At 67.7% G+C, this 24,752-nt stretch carries 22 protein-coding genes and 1 pseudogene; 17 read left to right on the forward strand and 6 right to left on the reverse strand.

Features of this window, described 5'->3' with window-relative positions; genetic code table 11:
• Window positions 1–61 precede the first annotated feature (61 nt).
• The 4 genes from GTO19_RS04220 to GTO19_RS04235 all read left to right on the forward strand — a co-directional run bounded on the left by GTO19_RS04220 (window position 62) and on the right by GTO19_RS04235 (window position 4,619).
• Window positions 62–2,821 carry a hypothetical protein gene (locus GTO19_RS04220; protein WP_291017425.1) on the forward strand — a complete coding sequence of 920 codons (2,760 nt, stop codon included), beginning with the start codon at window positions 62–64 and terminating at the stop codon, window positions 2,819–2,821.
• Window positions 2,818–3,324, forward strand: a complete 507-nt coding sequence (locus GTO19_RS04225; protein WP_291017428.1) for a DUF6714 family protein — start codon at window positions 2,818–2,820, stop codon at window positions 3,322–3,324. The genes GTO19_RS04220 and GTO19_RS04225 overlap by 4 nt, the downstream gene beginning before the upstream one ends.
• A 135-nt stretch (window positions 3,325–3,459) precedes the next feature.
• Window positions 3,460–3,897, forward strand: coding sequence for an AAA family ATPase (locus GTO19_RS04230; RefSeq protein WP_291017430.1), 438 nt, complete (start codon window positions 3,460–3,462; stop codon window positions 3,895–3,897).
• Window positions 3,888–4,619, forward strand: coding sequence for a DUF4143 domain-containing protein (locus tag GTO19_RS04235; protein WP_291017431.1), 732 nt, complete (start codon window positions 3,888–3,890; stop codon window positions 4,617–4,619). Before GTO19_RS04230 ends, GTO19_RS04235 begins: the two co-directional genes overlap by 10 nt.
• A 191-nt stretch (window positions 4,620–4,810) precedes the next feature.
• Here the strand turns inward: GTO19_RS04235 and GTO19_RS04240 are convergent, their stop codons facing one another.
• Both GTO19_RS04240 and GTO19_RS04245 read right to left on the reverse strand, forming a co-directional pair.
• Window positions 4,811–5,179: a cupin domain-containing protein gene (locus GTO19_RS04240; RefSeq protein ID WP_291017433.1), complete on the reverse strand. Its 369-nt coding sequence runs from the start codon at window positions 5,177–5,179 to the stop codon at window positions 4,811–4,813.
• A 120-nt stretch (window positions 5,180–5,299) separates the two neighbouring features.
• Window positions 5,300–6,778, reverse strand: coding sequence for a PLP-dependent aminotransferase family protein (locus GTO19_RS04245; RefSeq protein ID WP_291017436.1), 1,479 nt, complete (start codon window positions 6,776–6,778; stop codon window positions 5,300–5,302).
• A 101-nt stretch (window positions 6,779–6,879) separates the two neighbouring features.
• Here GTO19_RS04245 and GTO19_RS04250 point away from each other — a divergent pair, with 101 nt between their 5' ends.
• The 11 genes and pseudogenes from GTO19_RS04250 to GTO19_RS04300 all read left to right on the forward strand — a co-directional run bounded on the left by GTO19_RS04250 (window position 6,880) and on the right by GTO19_RS04300 (window position 19,875).
• Window positions 6,880–7,680 (forward strand): gamma-glutamyl-gamma-aminobutyrate hydrolase family protein, encoded by an 801-nt coding sequence (locus GTO19_RS04250; protein ID WP_291017439.1) that lies wholly within the window; start codon window positions 6,880–6,882, stop codon window positions 7,678–7,680.
• Window positions 7,681–7,733: 53 nt separating this feature from the next.
• Window positions 7,734–9,095, forward strand: coding sequence for a glutamine synthetase family protein (locus GTO19_RS04255; RefSeq protein WP_291017442.1), 1,362 nt, complete (start codon window positions 7,734–7,736; stop codon window positions 9,093–9,095).
• Window positions 9,096–9,110: 15 nt separating this feature from the next.
• Entirely contained in the window at window positions 9,111–10,550 is a 1,440-nt protein-coding gene (locus tag GTO19_RS04260) for an aspartate aminotransferase family protein (protein ID WP_291017445.1), read from the forward strand.
• Window positions 10,551–10,698: 148 nt separating this feature from the next.
• A complete protein-coding gene (locus tag GTO19_RS04265) occupies window positions 10,699–11,874 on the forward strand; it encodes an extracellular solute-binding protein (RefSeq protein ID WP_291017448.1) in 1,176 nt (391 codons plus the stop codon).
• Between the two features lie 80 nt (window positions 11,875–11,954).
• The gene (locus GTO19_RS04270; protein ID WP_291017451.1) at window positions 11,955–13,052 is read left to right on the forward strand and encodes a polyamine ABC transporter ATP-binding protein; all 1,098 of its coding nucleotides are present in this window, start codon (window positions 11,955–11,957) and stop codon (window positions 13,050–13,052) included.
• A gap of 2 nt (window positions 13,053–13,054) precedes the next feature.
• Complete coding sequence (locus GTO19_RS04275) at window positions 13,055–13,960, forward strand: ABC transporter permease (protein ID WP_291017453.1); 906 nt, start codon at window positions 13,055–13,057, stop codon at window positions 13,958–13,960.
• Between the two features lie 12 nt (window positions 13,961–13,972).
• A complete protein-coding gene (locus GTO19_RS04280) occupies window positions 13,973–14,809 on the forward strand; it encodes an ABC transporter permease (protein WP_291017455.1) in 837 nt (278 codons plus the stop codon).
• Window positions 14,810–14,910: 101 nt separating this feature from the next.
• Window positions 14,911–16,401, forward strand: a complete 1,491-nt coding sequence (locus GTO19_RS04285) for an aldehyde dehydrogenase (protein WP_291017457.1) — start codon at window positions 14,911–14,913, stop codon at window positions 16,399–16,401.
• Window positions 16,402–16,411: 10 nt separating this feature from the next.
• A pseudogene (gene gabT / locus GTO19_RS04290) lies at window positions 16,412–17,733 on the forward strand (4-aminobutyrate--2-oxoglutarate transaminase).
• Window positions 17,730–19,091, forward strand: coding sequence for a type III glutamate--ammonia ligase (locus GTO19_RS04295; RefSeq protein WP_291017459.1), 1,362 nt, complete (start codon window positions 17,730–17,732; stop codon window positions 19,089–19,091). The pseudogene gabT and the gene GTO19_RS04295 overlap by 4 nt, the downstream one beginning before the upstream one ends.
• Window positions 19,092–19,128: 37 nt before the next feature.
• Complete coding sequence (locus tag GTO19_RS04300) at window positions 19,129–19,875, forward strand: hypothetical protein (protein WP_291017462.1); 747 nt, start codon at window positions 19,129–19,131, stop codon at window positions 19,873–19,875.
• A gap of 9 nt (window positions 19,876–19,884) precedes the next feature.
• Here the strand turns inward: GTO19_RS04300 and GTO19_RS04305 are convergent, their stop codons facing one another.
• The 4 genes from GTO19_RS04305 to GTO19_RS04320 form a co-directional block, all read right to left on the reverse strand.
• Window positions 19,885–20,655 carry a class II aldolase/adducin family protein gene (locus GTO19_RS04305; protein ID WP_291017464.1) on the reverse strand — a complete coding sequence of 257 codons (771 nt, stop codon included), beginning with the start codon at window positions 20,653–20,655 and terminating at the stop codon, window positions 19,885–19,887.
• 97 nt (window positions 20,656–20,752) lie between these two features.
• A complete protein-coding gene (locus GTO19_RS04310; protein ID WP_291017466.1) occupies window positions 20,753–20,944 on the reverse strand; it encodes a DUF2892 domain-containing protein in 192 nt (63 codons plus the stop codon).
• Between the two features lie 74 nt (window positions 20,945–21,018).
• Entirely contained in the window at window positions 21,019–21,273 is a 255-nt protein-coding gene (locus tag GTO19_RS04315; protein ID WP_291017468.1) for a YkgJ family cysteine cluster protein, read from the reverse strand.
• Window positions 21,274–21,275: 2 nt separating this feature from the next.
• A complete protein-coding gene (locus GTO19_RS04320; RefSeq protein ID WP_291017470.1) occupies window positions 21,276–21,872 on the reverse strand; it encodes an NAD(P)H-dependent oxidoreductase in 597 nt (198 codons plus the stop codon).
• A 148-nt stretch (window positions 21,873–22,020) separates the two neighbouring features.
• Between GTO19_RS04320 and mnmG the strand changes: the two genes are divergently transcribed.
• On the forward strand, window positions 22,021–23,967 hold the full coding sequence (gene mnmG / locus GTO19_RS04325) for a tRNA uridine-5-carboxymethylaminomethyl(34) synthesis enzyme MnmG (protein ID WP_291017472.1): 1,947 nt from the start codon (window positions 22,021–22,023) through the stop codon (window positions 23,965–23,967).
• Entirely contained in the window at window positions 23,964–24,626 is a 663-nt protein-coding gene (rsmG, locus tag GTO19_RS04330; protein ID WP_291017475.1) for a 16S rRNA (guanine(527)-N(7))-methyltransferase RsmG, read from the forward strand. Before mnmG ends, rsmG begins: the two co-directional genes overlap by 4 nt.
• Window positions 24,627–24,752 lie beyond the last annotated feature (126 nt).

Consider the following 24,752-nt stretch of genomic DNA (forward strand, 5'->3'; position numbering starts at 1 on the left):
CAGCTTGTGGGGTCACGACATCATCACGGCGTGCTGGCGTTGACCATCGAACAATGCGGGCATGAAACTCCCGCATCCGGTCCGGTTCGTCCTTCTTGTACTGAGCCTGTTCTTTCATTCCAGCCTCGCGCACGCCACCTGCCCGGCCCCCGTACTGCAGCAACTCGAAGGCATTCGATTCACTTGGCAAAGCGCCTGGGACGCCGAGTTCGCGCGCTGCCAGCGCCTGGGCAATGACGATGTGTGTGGCCACCTGCCGGGTCCCTTTCGCGTGGTGCAAGGCCCCGCCTCGGCCTGGTTGGCCTGGCGCTATTGCGACCCGATCGTGACCAACGGCGGTCTTTGCCGCGACGGCACGGGTCACGAGATGGGCTGCGTCTGCCCTTCGGGAAGCACCCTGTCACCGCTGACCAACAGCTGTGTGGCCGCGCTCCCGGGCGGGGGCCTCGCAGACGGCAGCGATCCGAACCACTGGGAAGAAGCCGCTTGCGCCGTGGGCAACCCCACGCTTGCCGGCCTTGGCGTCAAGGTCCATCGAGAAGGCATTTACGTCGCCGACTTTGCCTCGGCGCTGGTCTTCGATTTGCACTACCGCTCGCGCCATTCGGCTCGCGCCCTGCTGCCACCGGGCAGCTGGCTGCACAGCTACTCGGCGCGCCTGCACATCGGCCCCTCGGACGTGCACGCTCTCGGCCCGGACGGACACGTGCTGCGCTTCATTCCAGGCGCAGCAGCCAACACCTGGGCATCGACCGAGTCCGCGGACACGCTCAAACGCATCGCCGCCAGCGACCCGGACGCGGTGAGCTGGGAGCTGCACCGCCAGCAAGACGACAGCCGTGAAACCTACGATCACAACGGCAAACTCCTCAAGATCACCGCGCGCAACGGCTGGGCGAGCCGCCTCGTCTACGACGACGCGGGGCGGCTGCAGGCGGTCTACAACGCCTTTCGGCGGCAACTGCGCTTGCAATACGACGCCAACGGCTGGCTCGCGGCCATCACCACCCCGGACGCGAACGTCACGCGCTTGAGCCACGACCCGCAGGGCAATCTGCTCGCCATCACCTGGCCCGACGGCAACGTCAAGCGCTACCACTACGAAGACAGTCGCTTCCCGAGGGCCTTGACCGGCATCACCGACGAGACCGGCCAGCGCATCGGCAGCTACACCTACGACGCCCAGGGCCGCGTGATCGAGACCCAGCGCGCCGGCGGCGTGGACCGCCTGCAGTTCAGCTACGGGCAGGACGCGAGCGGCGCGCCGCAGACCACCATCACCGACTTCGGCTCGGGCGCACCCAGCAGCCGCACGCACCGCTTCGCCCTGCAGGGCCGCGTGCTGCGCCCAGCCGGCGCCAGCGCCCCCTGCCCGCTGTGCGGCAACACCGCGCAGGCCATCGCCTACGACAGCGTCGGGCGCAAGCTGCGCGAAGTGCAGCACGACGGCAGCGTCGTCTTCCACCAATACAACGCGCGCGGGCAGGAGACCGAGCGCGCCAGCTTCCCCGCCAGCTTTGCCAGCGCCAGCACCCGCCCTGCGCTGAGCCACGCCAGCGCCGTCACCACCACCGAATGGCACGGCACCTGGAACCTGCCCACGCGCGTGGCCGAGCCCGGGCGCATCAGTACCTACGCCTACAGCGCCAGTGGCGTTACGGCCCACACCACGCAGGCCACCAGCGACCTGACAGGCGCGGCCGGCTTCAACGCCGCTCCCAGCGGTGCGCTGCAGCGCACCGAGACGCTCTACAGCGCCCAATCACTGCCCCAGCGCATCAGCGAGTTCAGCGATGGCGTGCTCGGCCAGCGATGGGACTACGGCTACAGCCCGCAGGGCGATCTCGTGAGCGTCACCGACGCGATGGCGCCCAGCCAGAGCGCCACGCTCGAGCACGACGGCAACGGGCGCCTGAGCCGTCTCATCGCCAGCAACGGCGCGCAGGCCAGCTTCACGGCCAACAGCCGCGGGCAGATGACGGCGGCCTATACGCCGGGCGGGAACATCACCTACGTCCACGACGCGCGCAACCTGATCAACGAAATCCGCTTCAGTGATGGGCGCTGGGTGCGCTACAGCTACAGCCCGGCGCAGCAGCTCATCGAGATCCGCGACAGCTCCGGGCTGGTGGAGCAGATCGCCAGCAGCGACACGGAAGGCCTGGACCCGCAGCGCCTCATGCAGCGGGTGGCTCAATGGTTGAGCGATCGGGGTGATCGCATCGCGCAGATGCTCTTGCCACCGGTCCACGCCAACCCGGTGCTGGTGCTGGTGCCGGCTGGTGTGGTGTTGGGAATCATGTCCGTGGCTGAAGCCAATCGCCTCAACGCTGCGGGTATCCCGGGTTCCAATGCGGCGGGCTGCGGAGCCAACTGCCAGGGCGGCGCGGGCCAAAGCGCGAGTGCATCAGGCTCCATTCCGTCTGTGGCCGGTATAGGATGGCTCACGCAGGTCGGCATCGTTCTCTCGGGGCAATCCCAAGCATCATCTGTACCTTCTCCCCCGACATACGACAAGGCTGGGCTGCTGGTTAGTCCGCAGTCGTGTGTGCCGCCTCCGGGAAATTGCACGCCTAACGATCATCGTCAACTGCAGGACCAGGTTGATCAATGGTGTAAGGCGGTCCCCAGAGCATGTCGAGCGGGAATGGTCAGAAGCGAACTGAACGAGAGACTGGAAAACGGAAGGGCGTGTGGGACTGCGCGAGACAAGCTAAATAAGAAGTGCTTTGCGGGGGGAGATGCGGACCACCGCAATGAGGCAGCTAAGGCTTGGAAGGCTGTCGCAAATTGTGAATCCATCTTGTCGAAGCTCCCATGAACTACGACATTTTTGAACGTGGTCGATACCCCATCGACCGACCTGCAGCTCAAGCATCACGCGTCGGAGACCGATGGGAAGGTGACGAGGCGGAACGCTTCTTTCGAGGGCGGCTTGCCAAAGAGGTCAACTACGAGTCACTTGCTAATGAGTACCGAAAGGACTGGTCGATTGCCCCTTGTCTTCTCAATGACGAGGCCTACGTGTTCTTTCTTCCCGCGTTTATGAAAGTGGCGCTCGAAGACTACGAACGCGGCGAAACTCCTACGTTGACCGTTACGGTGGTTAGCGACTTTTTGGAAATGGCAAACGGCGAGCTCGACAATCGTTTGTTGCCAATCCTGAGGACATTCAGTGCAGAGCAGCTCAGTTTCGTCGCGGACTATCTGCAGGAAGTCCATGATCGGTACTACCACGTGCTGGGGGATGACAACGACGCTGCGCGTGCGCTGCGCCTCTTTTGGCATAGATTCAAGAATCCTGCTCAGGATGCAGATGTGTGATGTGCTTGCAGCGTCGTAGTTCAGGGCGCAATAGGCCGGCTCGAGTGCCAGCATGAGCACGGGGACGACGGTGCTTGCGCGACGCGGTGTGACGCGGCAGTCTTACAAATCTGAAATTCAACTTTAGATTTGTAAATGATCCCGCGCCAAGGGGCCGCGGCGTTGCAGCGCCTGGCCCAAGGTTTCCCCATCGTCGCCCTCACCGGCCCGCGCCAGTCGGGCAAGACCACGCTGGCGCGCGCGGTGTTTCCCGACAAGCCCTATGTGAGTCTGGAGAACCCGGAGGAGCGGCAGTTCGCGCTGAACGACCCCAAGCGCTTCCTCGCGCGTTTTCCGCACGGTGCCGTGCTGGACGAGGTGCAGCGCTGCCCCGAGCTGCTGTCCTGGCTGCAGAGCATCGTGGATGAGCACCGACGCATGGGCGAGTTCGTGCTTACTGGATCGGCCCAATTCGAACGGATGGCGGGCATCACGCAATCGCTGGCGGGCCGGGTCGGCCGGGTGGAGCTTCTGCCGTTGTCGAACTGGGGCCGCAGCGCGCGCCCGCGCGCCTGGACGAGTGGTTGCTGCTAGGCGGCTACCCGGCGCTGCACGACCGCCCGCTGGCGCCCGGCGACTGGTTCGCGAACTACGCGGCCACCTACGTGGAACGCGACGTGCGCCAGCTCATCGAGGTGCGGGATCTGGGCCAGTTCCAGCGCTTCATCCGCCTGTGCGCGGCGCGCTCCGGGCAGTTGCTCAACCTGGCCGCACTCGGCGCGGAGGCCGGCATCACCGGCCCGACGGCGCGCGACTGGGTCTCGGTGCTGGAGACCAGCTACCTCGCCACCCGCCTGTTGCCGCACCACCGCAACTTCGGCAAGCGCCTGGTCAAGACGCCCAAGCTGTACTTCCTGGACACAGGCCTGATGGCCTGGCTGCTGGGCATCCGCGACGTACAGACGCTGGAGACGCATCCCGCGCGCGGCGCGCTGTTCGAGACCTGGGTGGTGAGCGAGCTGCTCAAGCGGCGCTACAACGACGGCCAGGCCAGCGACCTGTTCTTCTGGCGCGACCACATCGGCCATGAGGTGGATGTGCTGATTGAAGAGCCTTCGGGCCTGCGGCCGGTGGAGCTCAAGTCGGGCAGCACGGTGGCCAGCGACTGGTTCGATGGTCTGCGCCGGTGGGCGGCGCTGGCCGAGCAGCAGGGTGAGCGAACGGCCGCGCCACAGTTGGTGTTTGGCGGCGCGGGGCGCTACGAGCGCGAAGGTGTCGCCGTGAGCGGCTGGCGAGAGTTTGGCGGACTGGCTTAACAGGCCGAAGAATCTCTCGCCGGCGCTGCTCAGCGTCGTGGGAGCTGACGCTGGAATCCAGTGGCGCCACCTTGGAGTTCACCTGCGGGCGGAGGTCGGAGAGGCCAGCCGTGGTGCGTCGGGTGCAACGATGGCTTAGCCGGCACGTGCACTCTCATGAGCAAGCTTGCCCCGCAGGTCGTATGAGGCGCTCACAGCGGCCGCAACTGCTCAGCAAGACTTCGTGTCTTCTCGGTTGTGACATCACCGGTATGGAGCGTGGACTTGCGCTCAATCAGCATGAGAAGGCACTCGTGCTCAGCTACGGGATTGTGGCGAACGCCCTTGGGAACGATGAACATCTCGCCCTCTTTGAGTTCGATCGCACCGCTCTCCATCTCGATGCGCAGACGGCCCTTCAGGATGAGGAACAGCTCATCTTCGTTCTCGTGACTGTGCCAAGCCAGCGAGCCATGGATCTTGGCGACCTTGATGTAGGCGTCATCGACCTCACCGACGACCCGCGGGGACCACAGCTCTGTCAGTGACTCGGCTACTTCTTTGGGCGATACGGTGGGCATGGGCGTCTCCTGTGGGCTAGCGAAGAAATTCAGCGGCTCGGTTGCTGGGTCGCGGATGTTAGTACCACCCCGATCTACGACGGCGGGCTCAAGGCATCCACGGTCGAGCCGTCGCTCATGTCAAACGCTCTTCACCGCCGCCGCCACCACCGGCCCGCAGCGCCTGATCTCCTCCAGCGCCGCATAGCCGTAGCCGATCACCAGCCCGCGCAAATCCTGCCGCTGCAGGCAGTAGGCCGAGAGCGGGCGCACGGTGAGACCCTGCTGCGCGAGCTGGCGCGCCAGGGCCTGGTCGTCCACCGCCAGCGGCAGGCGCAGGCACAGGTGCAGGCCCTGTTCTGCGCCGCTGATGCGCGGCGCGTCGGGGCCGTCGCCCAACACGGGCCTGAGCGCCTCCAGCAGGCAGTGGCGGCGCTCGGCGTAGGTCTGGCGCGCGCGGCGCAACGAGCTGGCGAAGTGGCCCATTTCGATGAACTCGGCCAGTGCCGCCTGCGTGGGCATCTGCCCGGGGCGGTTGAGGTCGTAGTGCGCCTGGCGGAAGGCTTCCACCAGGCCCTTGGGCACCACCAGGTAGCCCAGCTTGAGGCCCGGGTAGAGCACCTTGGAGAAGGTGCCCATGTAGAGCACACGCCCGTCCGGGTCCAGGCCCTCCAGGCTGGACAGCGGCGGGCCGCTGAAGCGGTACTCGCTGTCGTAGTCGTCTTCGATGACCCAGGCGCCGTGCGCGCGTGCCGTGGCCAGCAACTGGTGCCGGCGCGCCAGCGACATGACCGCGCCCACGGGGTACTGGTGCGAGGGCGTGACGTAGATCAGGCGCGGCGGCTTCGCATCGTCGGCCGGCGTGGGACTGATGCCTTGTTCGTCCACGGCCACGGGGTGCACGGCCAGGCCGGTGGCGATGAAGGCCTTCATGGCGCCCCAGTAGGCCGGGTCTTCCACCCACACGGTGTCGCCGTGGTCGGCCAGCAGGCGTGCGCAGAGCTCAAGCGATTGCTGCGTGCCGGTGGTGACGATGACCTGGTCGGCGTCGAGCTGCACGCTGCGGAACACGCGCAGGTAGTCGGCGATGGCGCGGCGCAGCGGCGCGTAGCCGCCCGAGGTGTTGTAGTCGAGCATGTCCGGGTAGGTCATGCGCCAGTGCTTGTTCTGCAGCCGCTGCCACAGGGTGAGGGGGAACGCTGAGAAGTCGGCGATGCCCGGGGTGAAGGGCTGCACCTCCAGCGCCCCGGCGCTGAAGCTGTGCGCCAGCGAATGCCCGCGCGCGGACAGGCGCGCCGGCTGATGCTGCGGCGCCTGGCCCGGCGCGCGCGGGCCGCGCGAGAGGCCGCTGCGCGGCACGTGGTCGTTCACGTAGGTGCCGCTGCCCACGCGGCTGGCCAGATAACCTTCCACGCTGAGCTGGTTGATGGCCGCCACCACGGTGTTGCGCGAGAGGTTCAGGTCCTCCGCGAGGTCGCGGCTGGAGGGCAGGCGCTCGCCGGCACCGAGCTTGCCGTCCAGCATGGCGCGGCGCAGGGCTTCGTAGAGTTGGCGGTGCAGGGGCAGGGCGTCTTGCGCGCCCAGGCGGGTCATCTCGGCGAGCAGGTATTCGGACAGCATGTTGTACCGGGTAGGGGTAAGTGGCACCACGTGATGGGCACAACTGGCCCCCATTGTGATCCAATTCCCTGGCCACAATGCCTGGAGAAAGTGGAGAACCCATGAACAAGCCGCCATGCATGGTCTGGCTGCCAGCCGACCACCGACTGCTGGGCGACCACGGGCATCAGATGCCCTTTCTGCTGCTGGGCGACAAGTACGCGCGGGCCGTGAAGGTCGGCGCCCAGGCCCAGCCCGTGATGTTTCCTCTGGCCGAGGTCGAGCAGATCGACGAGTTGCTCGGCATGGTCGACGGGGTGATGCTCACCGGGTCGCCGTCGAACGTGCATCCCTCGCACTTCCAGGAGGAGGTGGCCGACCCCAGCCTGCCCCTGGACGCCGAGCGCGACCTGCTGACGCTGGCGCTGGTGAAGGCCTGCGTGCACCAGGGCGTGCCGCTGCTGGGCGTGTGCCGCGGCTTCCAGGAGATCAACGTCGCCCTGGGCGGTGCGCTCTACCAGCGCGTGCACCAGGTGCCCGGCATGAACGACCACCGCGAGCCCAAGACCGCGCCGCCCGACGAGCAGTACGCGCCGCGCCACCCGATCCGCATCGCCCCGGACAGCGTGATGGCCGAGTGGGCCGGCGGCACCGAGGCCGAGGTGAATTCCCTGCACGGCCAGGGCATCGCGCGCCTGGCCGAGGGCCTGACGCCGCTGGCCTGGGCCCCGGACGGTCTGGTCGAGGCCTTCTGGGTGAAGGGCGCGCGCACCTTCGCCTACGCCGTGCAATGGCACCCCGAGTGGCGCTGCTGGGAGACGCCGTTCTACGCCAACATCTTCGAGGCCTTCGGCCGCGCCTGCCGCCAGCGGCGCAGCCTGCGCTTGCAGGCGAACGACCTGGCGCGCAGCCAGCCCGGGTAGGTTCGATTCACGTACCCTGACACCCGAACCGAAACCAACCCGAGGAACCGGCCATGAGCGCCCCCAAGAACTTCAACGAGCTGGAGAGCTGGCTCAACGAACACCGCGTCACCGAAGTGGAATGCCTGGTGCCCGACCTGACCGGCGTGGCGCGCGGCAAGATCCTGCCGCGCGAGAAATTCACCGAGGACCGCGGCATGCGTCTGCCGCACGCCATCGTGGCCATGAGCGTGACGGGCGAGCAGCCCGCCAGCGGCCCCTACTACGACGTGGTGGAGCCGACCGACCGCGACATGCAGCTGCGCCCCGACCCGACCACGGTGCGCATCGTGCCCTGGGCCACGGACCCCACGGCGCAGGTCATTCACGACTGCTTCGACCACAAGGGCAAGCTGGTGCCCTACGCGCCGCGCAGCGTGCTGCGCCGCATTTGCGGCCTGTACGAGGCCGAGGGCTGGGACCCGGTGATCGCGCCCGAGCTCGAGTTCTACCTGACCGCGCGCAACACCGACCCCAACACCCTGCTGCGCCCGCCCATCGGCCGCAGCGGGCGGGCCGAGACTTCGCGCCAGGCCTACTCCATCGACGCGGTGAACGAGTTCGATCCGCTGTTCGAGGAGATCTACGAGTACTGCAACCTCATGGGCCTGAACGTGGACACGCTGATCCACGAGATCGGCGCGGGGCAGATGGAGATCAACTTCTTCCACGACCACCCCCTGGGCCTGGCCGACGAGGTCTTCTTCTTCAAGCGCACCGTGCGCGAGGCCGCGCTGCGCCACGACATGTACGCCACCTTCATGGCCAAGCCCATGGCGGGCGAGCCGGGCAGCGCCATGCACATGCACCAGAGCGTGCTGAACAAGGCCACGGGCCAGAACATCTTCAGCAACGCCGATGGCACGGCCTCCGACGAGTTCTTCCACTACATCGGCGGCCTGCAGCGCTACATCCCGGCGGCCATGGCCCTGGTGGCGCCGTACGTGAACAGCTACCGGCGCCTCTCCCGCCACACGGCCGCGCCGATCAACATCGAGTGGGGGCACGACAACCGCACCGTGGGCATCCGCTCGCCGATCGCCTCGCCGGAAGCGCGCCGGGTGGAGAACCGCGTGATCGGCGCCGACGCCAATCCCTACGTGGCCATGGCGATGACGCTGGCCTGCGGCTACCTGGGCATGAAGAACAAGATCAAGCCCAAACCCGAGATGAAGGGCGATGCCTACCTCTCGCCCTACGCGCTGCCGCGCAGCCTGGGCGAGGCCCTGGACTGGCTGCGCCGCGAGCCCGACCTGCACGAGGTGCTGGGCCACGAGTTCGTGACCATCTACACCGAGATCAAGGAACTCGAGTTCGACGAGTTCATGAAGGTCATCTCGCCCTGGGAGCGCGAACACCTGTTGCTCCATGTGTGAACTGGAATTTCTGCGATGAACCCCAACCCCCTGATCGCTCCGCCTGCGCTGGTGCGCCGCGCCGAGCAGCACGACACCAAGGCCATCCAGGCGCTCGATAGCGCGCACTACATCCACCCCTTCACCGACCACGGCGACCTGGCCACGCGCGGCGCGCGCGTGATCACGCAGGCCCAGGGCATCTACATCTGGGACTCGGAGGGCCACAAGATCCTGGACGCCATGAGCGGCCTGTGGTGCGTGAACGCGGGCTACGGCCGCAAGGAGCTGGCCGACGCGGCCTACCAGCAGCTCATGACGCTGCCCTACTACAACAGCTTCTTCCAGACCACCAACGTGCCGGCGGTGCAGCTCGCGGCCAAGCTCGCCGCGCTGGCGCCCGAGGTGAAGGGCCGCAAGTTCGAGCATGTCTTTTTCAGCTCCAGCGGCAGCGAGAGCAACGACACCAACGTGCGCCTGGTGCGCCGCTACTGGGACCTGATGGGCCAGCCCCAGCGCAAGACCATCATCGGCCGCCACAACGCGTACCACGGCTCCACCATGGCGGGGGCCTCGCTCGGTGGCATGAGCGGCATGCACGCGCAGGGCGACCTGCCGATCCCGGGCATCGTGCACATCGACCAGCCCTATCACTTCGAGAACGCCAAACCCGGCGAGAGCGAAGCGGATTTCGGCCTGCGCGCGGCGCGGGCGCTGGAGGAGAAGATCCTGGAGATCGGCCCGGACAAGGTGGCGGCCTTCATCGCCGAGCCGGTGCAGGGCGCGGGCGGCGTGATCATCCCGCCGGCCACCTACTGGCCCGAGATCCAGCGCATCGTCGACCAGTACGGCATCCTGCTCATCAGCGACGAGGTGATCTGCGCCTTCGGCCGTCTGGGGCACTGGTTCGCCTACGAGAAGTTCGGCTACCGGCCCGACCTGGTGACCTTTGCCAAGGGCGTGACCAGCGGCTACATCCCCCTGGGTGGCGTGATGGTGGGGGACCGCGTGGCGAAGGTGCTGATCGAGAAAGGCGGCGAGTTCAACCACGGCTACACCTACAGCGGCCATCCGGTGGCCTGCGCCGTGGGCCTGGCCAACGTGGAGCTGATGGAGCGCGAGGAGCTGCCGCGCAAGGTGCGCGAGGAACTGGCGCCCCATCTCGCCAAGCGCTTCGCCGAGATCGCCGAACACCCGCTGGTGGGCCTGGCCGAGACCTGCGGTTTCGTGGCCGGCCTGGTGCTGGTGAAGGACAAGGCCTCGAAGGCGATGTACGACCCGGAACTGGCCGTGGGCATGATGTGCCGCGCCCACTGCTTCCGCAACGGGCTGATCATGCGCGCCGTGGGCGACCGCATGATCATCGCGCCGCCGCTGGTGATGACGCGCGAGCAGATCGACGAGATGGTGGCCCTGATCCGCCGATGCCTGGACGACACACTGAGCGAATTGCGCCAGAAAGGCCTGCACGCATGACTAGAATGACCGCCGATCCCTTTTCTGGGGCACGGCGGTCGATGGAACGGGCTTCCCGGGTCTGGAACTTGCATGCCCTGGGCGGGTCATCCGCCGCCTGCATGAGCGGTTTTGGTCCCAACCCACCTCCCTTGGAGTGAGCATCACCATGAAGAAGCACGTTCTGGTTCTCGCGATGGCGGCCGTGATGGTCGCCGCCTGCGGCAAGAAGGAGGAGCCCGCTCCTGCCCCCACACCGGCACCGGTGGCCACCGCCCCGGCGCCCGCGCCCGCCCCGGCCGGCCCGGTGCTCGACGACGAGAAGGTCCTCAACGTCTACAACTGGCCCGACTACATCACCGAGACCCTCATCGCCGACTTCGAGAAGGAGTACGGCATCAAGGTGAACTACGACACCTTCGAGAACAACGAGGCCCTGCACGCCAAGCTGGTGGCCGGCAACTCGGGCTACGACATCGTGATCCCCACGGCCGGCTTCGCCAAGAAGCAGATCGACGGCGGCCTGTACCAGCCCATCGACAAGAGCAAGCTCACGAACTACGGCAACCTCGATCCGGACTTCATGGCCAAGATCGCCGGCGTGGACCCGGAGAACAAGCACCTGGTGCCCTGGGCCTGGGGCTTCACCACCGTGGGCATCAACAAGCAGAAGGTCGAGAAGGCGCTGGGTGGCATGGCCATGCCCGAGAACGCCTGGGACCTGGTGTTCGACCCGAAGTACTCGAGCAAGCTGCGCTCCTGCGGCATCGCCTACCTGGACTCGCCCAGCGAGATCCTGCCCGTGGCGCTGCACTACGTGGGCAAGCCCGCGTACAGCGAGAACCCCGAGGACTTCAAGGCCGCGCGTGAGATGCTGATGAAGGTGCGCAAGGACGTGCGCCTGTTCTCCAGCACCATGATCGACGACATCGCCAGCGGCAAGGCCTGCGCCTTCATCGGCTGGTCGGGCGACATCAACATCGCCGCCGACCGCGTGAAGGAAACCGGCGGCAAGGACGAGATCGTGCCGCTGCTGCCCACCGGCGGCGGTCTGGTGTTCATCGACACCATGGCCATTCCGAAGGACGCCAAGCACGTGAACAACGCGCACGTGTTCATCGACTTCTACCTGCGCGCCGCCAACGCCGCCGCCATGGCCAACGAGATGAACTACCCCACCGGCAACAAGGCCGCGCTGCCCGACATCAAGGATGAGGTGAAGAGCAACAACACCATCTTCCTGGGCCCCGAGGACACGGCGCGCCTGATCCCCACGGGCGGTTTCTCGAACGAGATCTCCGGCACCCTCAACGACACCTACAACGCGTTCAAGCGCGGCAAGTAAGTCCGGCACCCGCTCGGCACACACCGGGGCTGTTCATCCACCAGGACGAACAGCCCCTTCGCTTTTCTGGAGGCCCCTTCATGTCCGATACCCCCGGCTACCTGGTGACCGAGAAAGTGGTCAAGCGCTTCGACGAAGCGCTGGCCGTCGACGAGGTGTCCCTGTCCATCCGCAAGGGCGAGATCTTTGCCCTGCTCGGCAGCTCGGGCTGCGGCAAGTCCACGCTGCTGCGCATGCTCGCGGGCTTCGAGACACCCACGTCCGGGCGCATCCTGCTCGGCGGGCAGGACGTGGCGGCGGTGCCGCCCTACGAGCGACCGGTGAACATGATGTTCCAGAGCTATGCGTTGTTCCCTCATCTGACGGTGTGGGAGAACGTGGCCTTCGGCTTGAAGCGCGAGGGCCTGCCCAAGGCCGAGATCCAGCAGCGCACCGACGAGATGCTGGGGCTGGTGCAGCTCACGCCGTTCGCCAAACGCAAACCACACCAGCTCTCGGGCGGACAGCAGCAGCGCGTGGCGCTGGCGCGCAGCCTGGCCAAGCGGCCCAAGCTGCTGCTGCTCGACGAACCGCTGGGCGCGCTGGACAAGAAGCTGCGCGAGCAGACGCAGTTCGAGCTGGTCAACATCATCGAGAAGGTGGGCGTGACCTGCGTGATGGTGACGCACGACCAGGAAGAGGCCATGACCATGGCCAGCCGCATCGCCATCATGAGCAAGGGCCGCGTGCTGCAGGTGGGCACGCCGGCCGAGATCTACGAGCACCCGGTGAACCGCTTCGTGGCCGACTTCATCGGCAACGTGAACCTGTTCGAGGGCAAACTCAGCGTGGACGAGCCCGACCGCTGCGCGGTGGCGAGCGGCATCGGCGAGATCCACGTGGGGCACGGCATGCCGGGCACCCTGGGCATGCCGGTGGCGCTGGCCGTGCGGCCCGAGAAGATCGAGATCAGCAAGGCGCCGCCGCCGCCCGACGCGGGTCCCAACGTGTTCAAGGGCAAAGTCAAGGAGATCGCCTACTTCGGCGCGCACAACACCTTCATCGTGCAGGCCGCCAACGGACAGCGCGTGAAGATCACCGAGGCCAACACCTCGCGCCACGACCTCTCCGACATCACCTGGGAGGACGAGGTGAACTTCTGGTGGTCCGACACGGCGGGCGTCGTTCTGAGGGACTGACCATGAACCTCCCCATGCCCGGCAAGCGTTTCGTCATCGGCGTGCCCTATGGCTGGCTGCTGCTGTTTTTCTTCCTGCCCTTCCTGATCCTGCTGTACATCAGCTTCGTGGACATGGGCGGCGACATCAGCCCCTTCAAGCCGCTGTGGGACCCGGTCTCCGGCGTGCTGCACCTGAAGTACGAGAACTACCTCGACATCTTCCGCACGGAAGAGGGCGCACCGCTGTTTCGCACGCTCTACATCGACTCCTACCTGCGCTCCATCTGGTACGCGCTGCTCACGGCCATCTTCTGCCTGGTGATCGGCTACCCCTTCGCGTACTTCATCGCGCGCTCGCCGGCCAGCGTGCGGCCCGCCCTGCTGCTGCTGGTGATGCTGCCGTTCTGGACATCCTTCCTGCTGCGTGTGTACGCGTGGAAGGGCCTGCTGGCCGACCAGGGCGTCATCAACCGCTTCATGATGGCCGTGGGCATCACCAGCGAACCCATCCCAATGCTGTACACCAACGTGTCCATGCTGGTGGGCATGACCTACGTGTACCTGCCCTTCATGATCCTGCCGCTGTACGCGAACCTGGTGAAGATGGACTTCCGCCTGCTGGAGGCCGCATACGACCTGGGCACCACGCCGTTCAAGGCCTTCTGGCTCGTCACGGTGCCGCTGTCCAAGGCCGGCATCATCGCGGGCTTCATGCTGGTGTTCATTCCCTGCGTGGGCGAATTCGTGATCCCCTCGCTGCTGGGCGGACCCGAGAACTACATGATCGGCCGCGTGGTGTGGGACGAGATGTTCACCGCCAACGACTGGCCCAAGGCCACCGCGCTGGCTGTGGTGATGATCGCCATCATCGTGATTCCGCTGGCGTTCTATTACAAGTACGCGGGCGAGCAGGCCGAGAAACGCTGAGGAGGCACACGCATGAAACCCGTCCTCGAAAAGCACTTCGGCAAGGTCTGGCTGCTGGTGGTCTTCGGCTTCCTGTACCTGCCGCTGGCCTTCATGGTGCTGTTCTCGTTCAACAGCACGCGCACCGACGCGCGTTTCACCGGCTTCTCGATGCGCTGGTACGAGGCCCTGCTCAACGACAGCAAGATCGTCGACGGCTTCTTCCTCTCGCTCAAGATCGCCGCGGTCACGGGCCTGCTGTCGGCGGTGCTGGCCACCTTCGCGGCCTTCGTGCTGGTGCGCTACCGGCGCTTCCTGGGCCGCACGGTGTTCAGCGGCATGGTGAACGCGCCGCTGGTGATGCCCGAGGTGATCACCGGCCTGTCGCTGCTGCTGCTGTTCGTGGGGGCGCAGAACCTCTTCGGCTGGCCGCAGCGCGGCATGCTCACCATCGTCCTGGGCCACACGCTGCTGGGCATGGCCTACGGCATGGTGGTGATCCAGAGCCGCCTGCTGGAGATGGACCGCTCGATCGAGGAGGCGGCCATGGACCTGGGCGCCCGGCCGCACCAGGTGTTCTTCCTGGTCACGCTGCCCAACATCTTCCAGGCCATCCTGGCGGCCTTCCTGCTGGCCTTCACGCTGTCGTTCGACGACGTGGTGATCACCGAATTCCTGAGCGGCCCGGGCGTGAGCACCTTGCCGCAGGTGATCTTCGGCTACGCACGCCGGGGCATCAACCCGACGATCTACGCGGCGGCCACGATCCTCATCGTGACCGTGACCATCGTGGTGGTGGCCTACGCGGTGTGGGTGGCGCGCGCCACGCGCAAGCGCGAGCGGGAGATGGCGGCGGCGATCCGGGGTTGAGCGACCCAGTGGACGGCCAGCCCCTGCGCAAAGTGGCTGTTCACGCCAACGACCAAGGGGCGTAGCATGGGACCACTGTTGTTCCCTGCGCGCCCCTCGCCATGACCACCACCTCGCTCCAAGCCCCCTCCCTGTCCCTCGACGGCCGCGCCTTCATCAACGGCGAGCGCGTTGCCGCGCGCGACGGCCAGACCTTCGACTGCTTTTCGCCCGTGGACGGGCGCCTGCTGGCCCCCGTGGCGCGCGGACAGGCCGCCGACATCGATGCCGCCGTGGCGGCCGCGCGCGAGGCCTTCGAGGACCGCCGCTGGGCCGGCCTGCCGCCGGCCAGACGCAAGCGCGTGATGCAGGCCTTCGCCGACCAGATCCAGCAGCACGCCGACGAACTCGCGCTGACCGAGACGCTGGACATGGGCAAGCCCGTTCGCTACGCGCGTGCCGTGGACGTGAACAGCGCGGCCAACTGCATCCGCTGGTACGGCGAGGCGGTCGACAAGGTGTACGACGAGATCGCGCCCACGCCCGACACGGCGCTGGCGCTGATCACGCGCGAGCCCCTGGGCGTGGTGGGCGTGATCGTGCCCTGGAACTACCCCATGATCATGGCGGCCTGGAAGATCGCGCCGGCCCTGGCCGCGGGCAATTCGGTGGTCTTGAAGCCCAGCGAGAAGAGCCCGCTGACGGCGCTGCGCCTGGCCGAACTCGCGCTGGCCGCCGGCATTCCGCCGGGCGTGTTCAACGTGGTGCCGGGTTTCGGCCCCGAGGCCGGCAGCCCGCTGGCGCTGCACATGGACGTGGACTGCATCGCCTTCACCGGCAGCACGCGCGTGGGCAAGCAGATCCACGTGATGGCGGGGCAGAGCAACCTCAAGCGCGCCTGGACGGAACTGGGCGGCAAGTCGCCCAACATCGTGTTCGCCGACTGTCCCGACATCGACAAGGCCGTGGAGGCCGCGGTGGGCAGCATCTTCTTCAACCAGGGCGAGAGCTGCAACGCGCCCTCGCGCCTGTTCGTGGAAGCGTCCATCAAGGAGGCCTTTCTCGAGAAGGCGCTGAAGCTGGTGCCGCAGTACCAGCCGGGCAACCCGCTGGAGAAGGCCACGGTGATGGGCGCGATCGTCGACAAGACGCAGATGGACACCGTGCTGCGCTACATCGACAGCGGCAAGAAGGAGGGCGCGAAGCTGCTGGCAGGCGGCGAGGCGGCCGAGCCCGTGAAGGGTGGCTGCTACGTGCTGCCCACCATCTTCGACGGCGTGAAGAACGACATGACCATTGCACGCGAGGAGATCTTCGGCCCGGTGCTGTCGGTGCTGTCTTTCACCGACGCGGCCGAGGTGGTGAAGCAGGCCAACAGCAACATCTACGGCCTGCAGGCGGCGGTGTGGACGCGCGACATCAACAAGGCGCATGGCGTGGCGCGCGCGCTGCGCGCGGGCACGGTGCACGTGAACCAGTACGACGAGGACGACATCACCGTGCCTTTCGGTGGCTTCAAGCAGAGCGGCGTGGGCCGCGACAAGTCGCTGCACGCCTTCGACAAGTACACCGAAGTGAAAACCACGTGGATACGGATCGACAGCCCTATTTGAGGAGAGCGCCATGAACGCCCCGCAGAAGCCCGAGACCCTGAACGCCCCGCACACCAACGCCGCCTGGCATCAGCGCCGGCTCGCGGCCACGCCGCGCGGCGTGGGGGTGTTCNNGTGGGGGTGTTCGGCGATTTCTTCATCGAGCGCGCGAAGAACGCCGAGCTGTGGGACATCGAGGGCCGCCGTTTCATCGACTTCGCGGGCGGCATCGCGGTGCTCAACACGGGCCACGTGCACCCCAAGGTGCAGGCCGCCATCGCGGCGCAGTTGCAGCGCTTCACGCACAGCTGCTACCAGGTGGTGCCGTACGCCGAGTACGTGTCGCTGGCCGAGCGCATCAACGCCATCGTGCCCATCGACGGGCCGGTGAAGACGGCCTTCTTCTCCACCGGTGCCGAGGCGATCGAGAACGCGATGAAGATCGCGCGCGCGGCCACGGGGCGCAGCGGCATCATCGCCTTCGGTGGCGCCTTCCACGGGCGCAGCCTGTTTGCGGTGTCGCTCACGGGCAAGGTGCAGCCCTACAAGGCCGGCTTCGGGCCCTTCGCGCCCGAGGTCTACCACGTGCCCTTCCCCATGCACGCCGATTCCTTCGAGCTGGCGAAGCAGGCCATGGAGCACCTGTTCAAGGCCGACATCGAGCCCCGGCGGGTCGCCGCCATCGTGTTCGAACCGGTGCAGGGCGAGGGCGGTTTCAACCCCGTCCTGCCCGCGGCGGTGAAGTGGCTGCGCGACTTGTGCGACGCGCACGGCATCCTGCTCATCGCCGACGAGGTGCAGACCGGCTTCGGGCGCACCGGGCGCATGTTCGCGATGGAGCACTTCGGCGCGAAGCCCGATCTGATGACGCTGGCCAAGAGCATGGCCGGCGGCACCACGCTGTCGGCGGTGTGCGGCCGGGCGGCCGTGATGGACGGGCCCGCGCCCGGCGGCCTGGGCGGCACCTACGCGGGCAACCCGTTGGCCATCGCGGCGGCGCACGCGGTGCTGGACGTGATGGCGGAGGAAAAGCTCGTGGAGCGCGCCCAGCACCTGGGCGACAAGCTCATCGCCTACCTCGCCGCCAAGCGCGCCGTGCACAAGCGCATCGGTGACGTGCGCGGCCTGGGCGCCATGGTGGCCTGCGAGTTCGTGGACCCGAAGACTGGCGCGCCCGACGCCGAGACGACGAAGAACGTGCAGATGGCGGCGTTGAAGCGTGGCCTGCTGCTGCTCACCTGCGGCGTCAATGCCAACGTGGTCCGCTTCTTGTTCCCGCTGACCATCGAGGACGCGGTGTTCGAAGAGGGGCTGTCGGTCTTCGATGCCGCCCTGGCCGAGGTGGCCGCTTGAACGACAGCGCGGCGCGCCTGGGCCGGGCGCTTGATGCGCTGGAGTCGCGCGCGGCCGAACTGCGGGCCCAGGGCGTGCATTCGGTGCTGGCCACTTTCACCGATCTGCTGGGCACGCCCAAGGGCAAGCTGGTGCCGCTGGAAGGCCTGGCCGACGCGGTGGCCGTGGGCGCGGGCTTCGCGGGTCCCAGCATCGTGGGCACCGGACTGCCGCGCATGGGCGCGCGCAGCGAGTACTTCGGCCGCGTGCTGCCCGAGACGCTGCGTCCCTTGCCCTTCATGCCCGGCGTGGCGCACGCGGTGTGCGATGGCTTCGCGGGCGGCGAGCCGCTGGACACCGACCCGCGCGGCGCCCTCAAGCGCCAGGTGGCGCGGCTGCGCGAGCGCGGCTGGACGCTGTGGGTCGGCATCGAGCCCGAGTTCTTCCTGTTGAAGCGCGGGGCGGACGGCGGTTGGGGCGTGGCCGATGCGCAGGACACGCTGGCCAAGCCCTCGTACGACCTGCGGTCCATCGGCCGCAACCTGGGGTTCCTCGATGACATGCGCCAGGCGCTCACGGCGCTGGGCTTCGAGCTGCAGCAGATGGACCACGAGGACGCCGTCGGGCAGTACGAGATCAACTACCGCCACGACGACGCGCTCGCCGCGGCCGACCGCTACCAGCTCTTCAAGCTCACGGCGCAGGCCGTGGCCGAGCGCCATGGCAGCGTGTTCTCCACCATGCCCAAGCCGCTGGCGGGCGCGCCGGGCAGTGGACTGCATTTCCATGTGAGTCTGACGGATGGGAGCGGCGTACCGCTGATGGCCGACGGCGCGGGCGCCCTGGGCCTGAGCGAAACGGGCTGGCGCTTCGCGGCCGGCCTGCTGCATCACGCCGACGCATTGGCCGCCTTGTGCGCGCCCACGGTCAACAGCTACAAGCGCCTGGCCGCGAGCCGCAGCGCGTCGGGCACCACCTGGTCGCCGGTGTGGAAGGCCATCGGGGAGAACAACCGCACCTGCCTGCTGCGCGCGGTGGCGGGGCGGCTGGAGTGGCGCCTGCCGGACCCGAGCTGCAACGTCTACCTGGCGCTGGCGGCCACGCTGGCGGCTGGGCTGGATGGCATCGATCAGGGCCTGGTGGCGCCCAGGCCCTGCAAGGACGACCTGTACGAACGCCACGCGCGCGGCGAGCCGCTGCCCGAGTGCCTGCCGCGCGACCTGCACGACGCGCTGCTGGCGCTGGAGGGTGATGCCGCGCTGCGCGCCGCTCTGGGGGAGCCGCTGCTCGAGCAGTACCTGATGCTCAAGCGCGCCGAGTGGGCGGAGTACCACGCGCAGGTGAGTGCCTGGGAACTCGCGCGCTACGCCGACGCCTGATCCGGGGGAGGGCGGCCCGATCGGGATAATCGCGCGCGTGAGTTCCCCAAGCACCACCCTCGACGGCACCCGGACCTGGACCAAGACCACCGACCGCCCGCTGCGAAGCTGGCGCAAGTCGGCGGGTGTGTGGCTCTTCGCGCACTTCGTTGGCGTGCCCATCCCCTGGGCGGCCGCGCGCCAGACCGATCCGCGCGCCCTGCTGGCGCACGAGCACGAGCGCCTGCTGGCCCTGGCCGCCGTGGGCGAGCATGTGCCGCACGTGATCGGCTTCGATGGCGACACCCTGGTCACCAGCGACGTGGGACCGACGCTGGATCACCTGTTGTTTCAGCGCGCGCCCGGGGAGCGCCTGCCGCTGATGCGCGCAGCCGCCGCCGACCTGGCGGGCTTCCATGCGCGCGGCCAATGGCACGGCGGCGCTCAGGCGCGCAACATCACCTGGGACGGCGAGCGCTTCGCGCGCCTGGACTTCGAGGAGCCCCTGGTGCCCGGGCTGGCGCTCGACATGGTGCAGCGCTACGACGTGCTGCAGCTGCTGCTTTCGCTGGCGCGGCTCATCGAGCCGCTGGGCCCGTCGGCCGTGCACGCCGTGCTGGACGCCTACGCCGACGTGAACGAGTCACAGGCCCGCGCGCTGCGCGACTTCATCGCCCACCTGCTGCCGCGCCTGCAGCGCGTCTCGCGCATCGCGGCCTGGTCGCGCCGGCTCGACACCTCGCGCGAGCTGATGCGCCTGCGCACGGTGCTTGAAGGCATGGCGGCCTTCGTGGCCGCGCGCTGAGGCGCGCCCTCAGGTCCTGTACGACGGATCCATGCGCTCGAGCTTGCGCAGCAGCGCGGGCCAGGCGATCTGCGCGCCCTGGCCGGCGGTGGCCACGCGCATGACGTCGGCCATGCCCGCGAGGATGCGGGGGTCCACCTGGGTGAGTTCGCCGCCGCCGGCCAGCGCGTCGATCTGGATGCGGCAGGTGTTCTCGAAGGTGTACATGGAGAGGAAGGCGTCGGCGATGGAGCGGCCTACCGTGAGCAGGCCGTGGTTGCGCAGCACCAGGTAGTTGGCCTTCCCCAGGTCGGCCTGCAGGCGCGGCTTCTCGTCCGGACGGAAGGCCACGCCTTCGTAGGCGTGGTACGCGAGCGAGGCCAGCACGAAGCTGCTCTGCTGGCTGATCGGCAGGATGCCCTGCTTCTGCGCGCTGACCGCCACGCCCGCGCGGGTGTGGGTGTGCAGCACGCACTGCGCCTCGGGGCGCGCCTCGTGCACGGCGCTGTGGATGACGAAGCCCGCCGGGTTCACGGGGAAGGGCGTGTCGTGCAGCTTGTTGCAGGCCATGTCCACCTTCACCAGGCTGCTGGCGGTGATCTCGTCGAACATCAGCCCGTAGGGGTTGATGAGGAAGTGGTGTTCTCCGCCGGTGACGCTGTCCGGCAGCTTGGCGCTGATGTGGGTGAAGACGAGGTCGCTCCAGCCATAGGCCGCCACCAGGCGGTAGCAGGCGGCAAGGTCGCAGCGCAGCGCCCATTCTTCGGCACTGACGACTTCTTTCAGGGAGGGGATGTGCATGGCGTGTCTCCGGCGCCGCCTCTCAGGGGCGGCGTGACACGCACTCTAGGCGCTGGGACACGGCCTGCGCTGTCCGACCAGCGACAAGCCGGCGCGTTCAGCTGCGCGTCTTGCAAGTGCTGATGCCGAACAGGGCGTAGGGCGGGCACCAGCCCATCAGGCCGGTGAGCAGGGGCAGGGCGCCCAGCCAGCCCCACCAGCCGACGGTGCCGGTGGCGGCCAGGGCGATGAGGACAAGGCCGACGAGGATGCGAAGGCCCCGGTCGATGGTGCCGACGTTGCGGGTCATGGTGGTCTCCATCAGTGAACGATGATGTTCCCCGCCATTGGACGTCGGGTGCCGCGCGCCGGCCTTGATCCAGATCAGGGAGCTGTCGCCCGCTCGAGGCGCTCGAGCCAGTGAATGGCATGTGAGCGCTCGCTGCCGCACATCTCCAGGTTCGGCTTGAGGGAGGCGCACACAGCGGGTCGATCGGGTCGACCGAACAGGCGGCAGCGCAGGGCCGCGTCCAGGTGTGGGCAAGGCCGGCCGGCCGGTTTGCCCTGGGGCAGGCCGGGCATGGGGCTGCTGATGGAGGGAGCGGTGCAACAGGCCGCGCAGCCGGGGCGGCAGTCCATGCTCAATCCGGTGCGTGGAGCTTGCGCGCGCCGCGCAGCGCCTGCTCCACGACGCCTTGCACGGCGGCCTGGGCGAGGCCGCTGATGAGTTGACCCTGGTCGTCGAAGGCCTCACCGGCCTTGCTCAGCGCGTACTGCTTCGGCGTCAGCCAGCACTGCAGATTCAGGAGCAGCGGCGACAGGTGCGACAGGCTGCGCAGCCCGCCCAGGGCGCCGGGCGACGCACTGAGCAGGCCGACCACCTTGTCCGCGAAGGGCTTGCTGCCACTGGACCATTCCGGGTCGCCCTTGATGGGGCTGGACACCCAGTCGATGGTGTTCTTGAGCAGGCCGGTGTAGCTGCCGTTGTACTCGGGCGAGCAGATGACCCAGGCCGGGTGGGCGTGGAAGATGGCCTTGAGCCGGCGCGCGGCCTCGGGCGTGCCGCGCGCTTCGAGGTCGGCGTTGTAGAGCGGCAGCTCGAAGTCGGCCAGTTCCAGGTGCGTGACCTGGGCCCCGGCGGCGCGGCCGAGTTCGGCGGCGATGCGGGCGAGCTTGCGGTTGTGGGACTGGGCGCGGGTGCTGCCCGCGAAAACGAGGAGGGGGGTCGGCGTGCTCATGGGGCGGATTCTGGCACCGCCCCCGCGCCGGATTTCTGCGTGAGCGGGGTGGGGTGCCCGCGCTCGCGCAGGACTTCCCCCTTGATGGGACAATCGCGGGCTTGCCTGCGCCGGTTCCGTGCCGCCGCGGGCTTTGGAGTTCTTCAAGATGCTGTACCCCCAGGAATTCGATGTCATCGTCGTTGGCGGCGGCCACGCTGGGACGGAGGCCGCGCTGGCCGCCGCCCGCATGGGCTGCGCCACGCTGCTGCTCACCCACAACATCGAGACCCTGGGCCAGATGAGCTGCAACCCCAGCATCGGTGGCATTGGCAAGGGCCATCTGGTGAAGGAGGTGGATGCGCTGGGCGGGGCCATGGCCATCGCCACGGACGAGGGTGGCATCCAGTTCCGCACCCTCAACAGCAGCAAGGGCCCCGCCGTGCGCGCCACGCGCGCCCAGGCCGACCGCGTGCTCTACAAGGCGGCCATCCGCCGCCGGCTGGAGAACCAGCCGAACCTGTGGCTGTTCCAGCAGGCGGTGGACGACCTGATGGTGGAGGGCGACCGGGTGGTGGGCGCCGTGACGCAAGTGGGGATTCGCTTCCGCTCCCGCGCGGTGGTGCTGACGGCGGGCACCTTCCTGGACGGCAAGATCCACGTGGGCCTGAACAATTACAGCGCGGGGCGCGCGGGCGACCCGCCGGCCGTGTCGCTCTCGGCGCGGCTCAAGGAGTTGAAACTGCCGCAAGGCCGGCTGAAGACCGGCACGCCCCCGCGCCTGGACGGGCGCACGATCGACTGGTCGAAATGCACCGAGCAGCCGGGCGACCTGGACCCGGTGCCGGTGTTCAGCTTCATGGGCCATGCCGGCCTGCACCCGCAGCAGATTTCCTGCTGGATCACGCACACCAACGAGCGCACGCACGACATCATCCGCAGCGGCTTTGACCGCAGCCCGATGTTCACCGGCAAGATCGAGGGCGTGGGCCCGCGCTACTGCCCCAGCGTGGAAGACAAGATCAACCGCTTCGCCGACAAGGACAGCCACCAGATCTTCCTGGAGCCCGAGGGCCTCACCACGCACGAGGTCTATCCGAACGGCATTTCCACCAGCCTGCCCTTTGACATCCAATACGCGCTGGTGCGCAGCATGCCCGGGCTGGAGAACGCGCACATCCTGCGCCCGGGCTACGCCATCGAATACGACTATTTCGACCCGCGCTCGCTGCGCAACAGCTTCGAAACCCAGCAGATCGGCGGCCTGTTCTTCGCGGGGCAGATCAACGGCACCACCGGCTATGAAGAGGCTGCGGCCCAGGGCCTGTTTGCCGGAATCAACGCCGCCCTGCAGTGCCGGGGCGAAGCGGCCTGGCTGCCCTCGCGCGACCAGGCCTACCTGGGCGTGCTCGTGGACGACCTGGTCACCCAGGGCGTGACCGAGCCCTACCGCATGTTCACCAGCCGCGCCGAGTACCGCCTGCAGCTGCGCGAGGACAACGCCGACATGCGCCTCACCGAGGACGGCCGCCGCCTGGGCCTGATCGACGACGCGCGCTGGGACGCCTTCAGCCGCAAGCGCGATGCGGTTTCACGTGAAACCGAGCGCCTGAAATCGGTCTGGGTGAACCCGAAAATCCTGTCGGCGGAGGAGGGTGAGCGTGTGCTGGGCAAGGCCATCGAGCACGAGCACAACCTGTTCGATCTGCTGCGCCGGCCCGGGGTGGACTATGCCTCCCTCGTCGGCATGAACGGCGGCGCTTTCGTCAGCGACACGGTTTCACGTGAAACCCTGGGCGAGTTGGCCGAGCCCGTGATCGAGCAGGTGGAAATCGCGGCCAAGTACAGCGGCTACATCGACCGGCAGAAGGCCGAGGTGGAGCGAGCCGCCCACTACGAGCACATGAAGCTGCCGCCGGACATCGACTACCTGAAGGTCTCTTCCCTGTCCTTCGAGGCGAGGCAGAAGCTGGCCAAGCACCGGCCAGAAACCCTGGGCCAGGCCTCGCGCATCTCGGGCATCACGCCTGCCAGCATTTCGCTCCTGCTGATCCACTTGAAGAAGGGTGGCTACGGCGGCCTGGCCTCGGCCCGCGCCACGGCTGAGACGCCATGACGGATGGCTTGCGGAACGAACTGCAGATCGGCCTGCAGGCGCTGGAGTTGTCGCTCGACGATGAGCAGGTGGACATGTTGCTGGCCTACCTGGCGCTCATCGAGAAGTGGAACAAGGTCTACAACCTGACAGCGGTGCGCGAGCCGACGGAGATGCTGACCCACCACCTGCTCGACAGCCTGGCGGTGGTCGGCCCCTTGCTGAGGGAGACGGATGGCCGACCGGTGCGGCTGCTCGACGTGGGCTCGGGCGCCGGCCTGCCGGGGGTGGTGATCGCCATCGCCTGTCCGCAGATCGAGGTGACCTGCGTGGACACGGTGGCCAAGAAGGCGGCGTTTTTGCGGCAGGTGTCGGCGGAGTTGGGGCTGGTCAATCTGCACGGACTGCACGCGCGGGTGGAGTCCTTGAGTCGGGGGCGGGGGGAGGAAGGCTACGACGTCGTGACGTCGCGCGCGTTTTCTTCCCTGTCCGACTTCGTTCAGTGGTCACGGTCGGCGCTCCAGATCGGGGGCATGTGGATGGCCTTGAAGGGCAAGCATCCCCTGGATGAGTTGCTGGCCCTGCCGCCCACGATTGACGTGTTTCACGTGGAACCGGTGGCGGTGCCGGGGTTGAACGCGGATCGGTGCGTTGTCTGGATGCGGGAGAGGATGGGCTGACCGCCCCCTGTGTTTCGCTAGCGGTTGTCGTTCGCGTTCGCGGTTCAGGCGGCTGCTTCGCGAGGATCGGGCGCCAGGGCGCTCTGTTCCGCGAATGTCCCCCGGACCGGCTGCGCCGGTCCTCCT

It is taken from the genome of Hydrogenophaga sp., assembly GCF_011772445.1.
GTDB lineage: Bacteria > Pseudomonadota > Gammaproteobacteria > Burkholderiales > Burkholderiaceae_C > Hydrogenophaga.

Coding starts and splice junctions, on each gene's coding strand:
- GTO19_RS04220 (WP_291017425.1), top strand. CDS start 62: ATGAAACTCCCGCATCCGGTCCGGTTCGTCCTTCTTGTACTGAGCCTG.
- GTO19_RS04225 (WP_291017428.1), top strand. CDS start 2,818: ATGAACTACGACATTTTTGAACGTGGTCGATACCCCATCGACCGACCT.
- GTO19_RS04230 (WP_291017430.1), top strand. CDS start 3,460: ATGATCCCGCGCCAAGGGGCCGCGGCGTTGCAGCGCCTGGCCCAAGGT.
- GTO19_RS04240 (WP_291017433.1), bottom strand. CDS start 5,179: ATGCCCACCGTATCGCCCAAAGAAGTAGCCGAGTCACTGACAGAGCTG.
- GTO19_RS04245 (WP_291017436.1), bottom strand. CDS start 6,778: ATGCTGTCCGAATACCTGCTCGCCGAGATGACCCGCCTGGGCGCGCAA.
- GTO19_RS04250 (WP_291017439.1), top strand. CDS start 6,880: ATGAACAAGCCGCCATGCATGGTCTGGCTGCCAGCCGACCACCGACTG.
- GTO19_RS04255 (WP_291017442.1), top strand. CDS start 7,734: ATGAGCGCCCCCAAGAACTTCAACGAGCTGGAGAGCTGGCTCAACGAA.
- GTO19_RS04260 (WP_291017445.1), top strand. CDS start 9,111: ATGAACCCCAACCCCCTGATCGCTCCGCCTGCGCTGGTGCGCCGCGCC.
- GTO19_RS04265 (WP_291017448.1), top strand. CDS start 10,699: ATGAAGAAGCACGTTCTGGTTCTCGCGATGGCGGCCGTGATGGTCGCC.
- GTO19_RS04270 (WP_291017451.1), top strand. CDS start 11,955: ATGTCCGATACCCCCGGCTACCTGGTGACCGAGAAAGTGGTCAAGCGC.
- GTO19_RS04275 (WP_291017453.1), top strand. CDS start 13,055: ATGAACCTCCCCATGCCCGGCAAGCGTTTCGTCATCGGCGTGCCCTAT.
- GTO19_RS04280 (WP_291017455.1), top strand. CDS start 13,973: ATGAAACCCGTCCTCGAAAAGCACTTCGGCAAGGTCTGGCTGCTGGTG.
- GTO19_RS04285 (WP_291017457.1), top strand. CDS start 14,911: ATGACCACCACCTCGCTCCAAGCCCCCTCCCTGTCCCTCGACGGCCGC.
- GTO19_RS04305 (WP_291017464.1), bottom strand. CDS start 20,655: ATGCACATCCCCTCCCTGAAAGAAGTCGTCAGTGCCGAAGAATGGGCG.
- GTO19_RS04310 (WP_291017466.1), bottom strand. CDS start 20,944: ATGACCCGCAACGTCGGCACCATCGACCGGGGCCTTCGCATCCTCGTC.
- GTO19_RS04315 (WP_291017468.1), bottom strand. CDS start 21,273: ATGGACTGCCGCCCCGGCTGCGCGGCCTGTTGCACCGCTCCCTCCATC.
- GTO19_RS04320 (WP_291017470.1), bottom strand. CDS start 21,872: ATGAGCACGCCGACCCCCCTCCTCGTTTTCGCGGGCAGCACCCGCGCC.
- mnmG (WP_291017472.1), top strand. CDS start 22,021: ATGCTGTACCCCCAGGAATTCGATGTCATCGTCGTTGGCGGCGGCCAC.
- rsmG (WP_291017475.1), top strand. CDS start 23,964: ATGACGGATGGCTTGCGGAACGAACTGCAGATCGGCCTGCAGGCGCTG.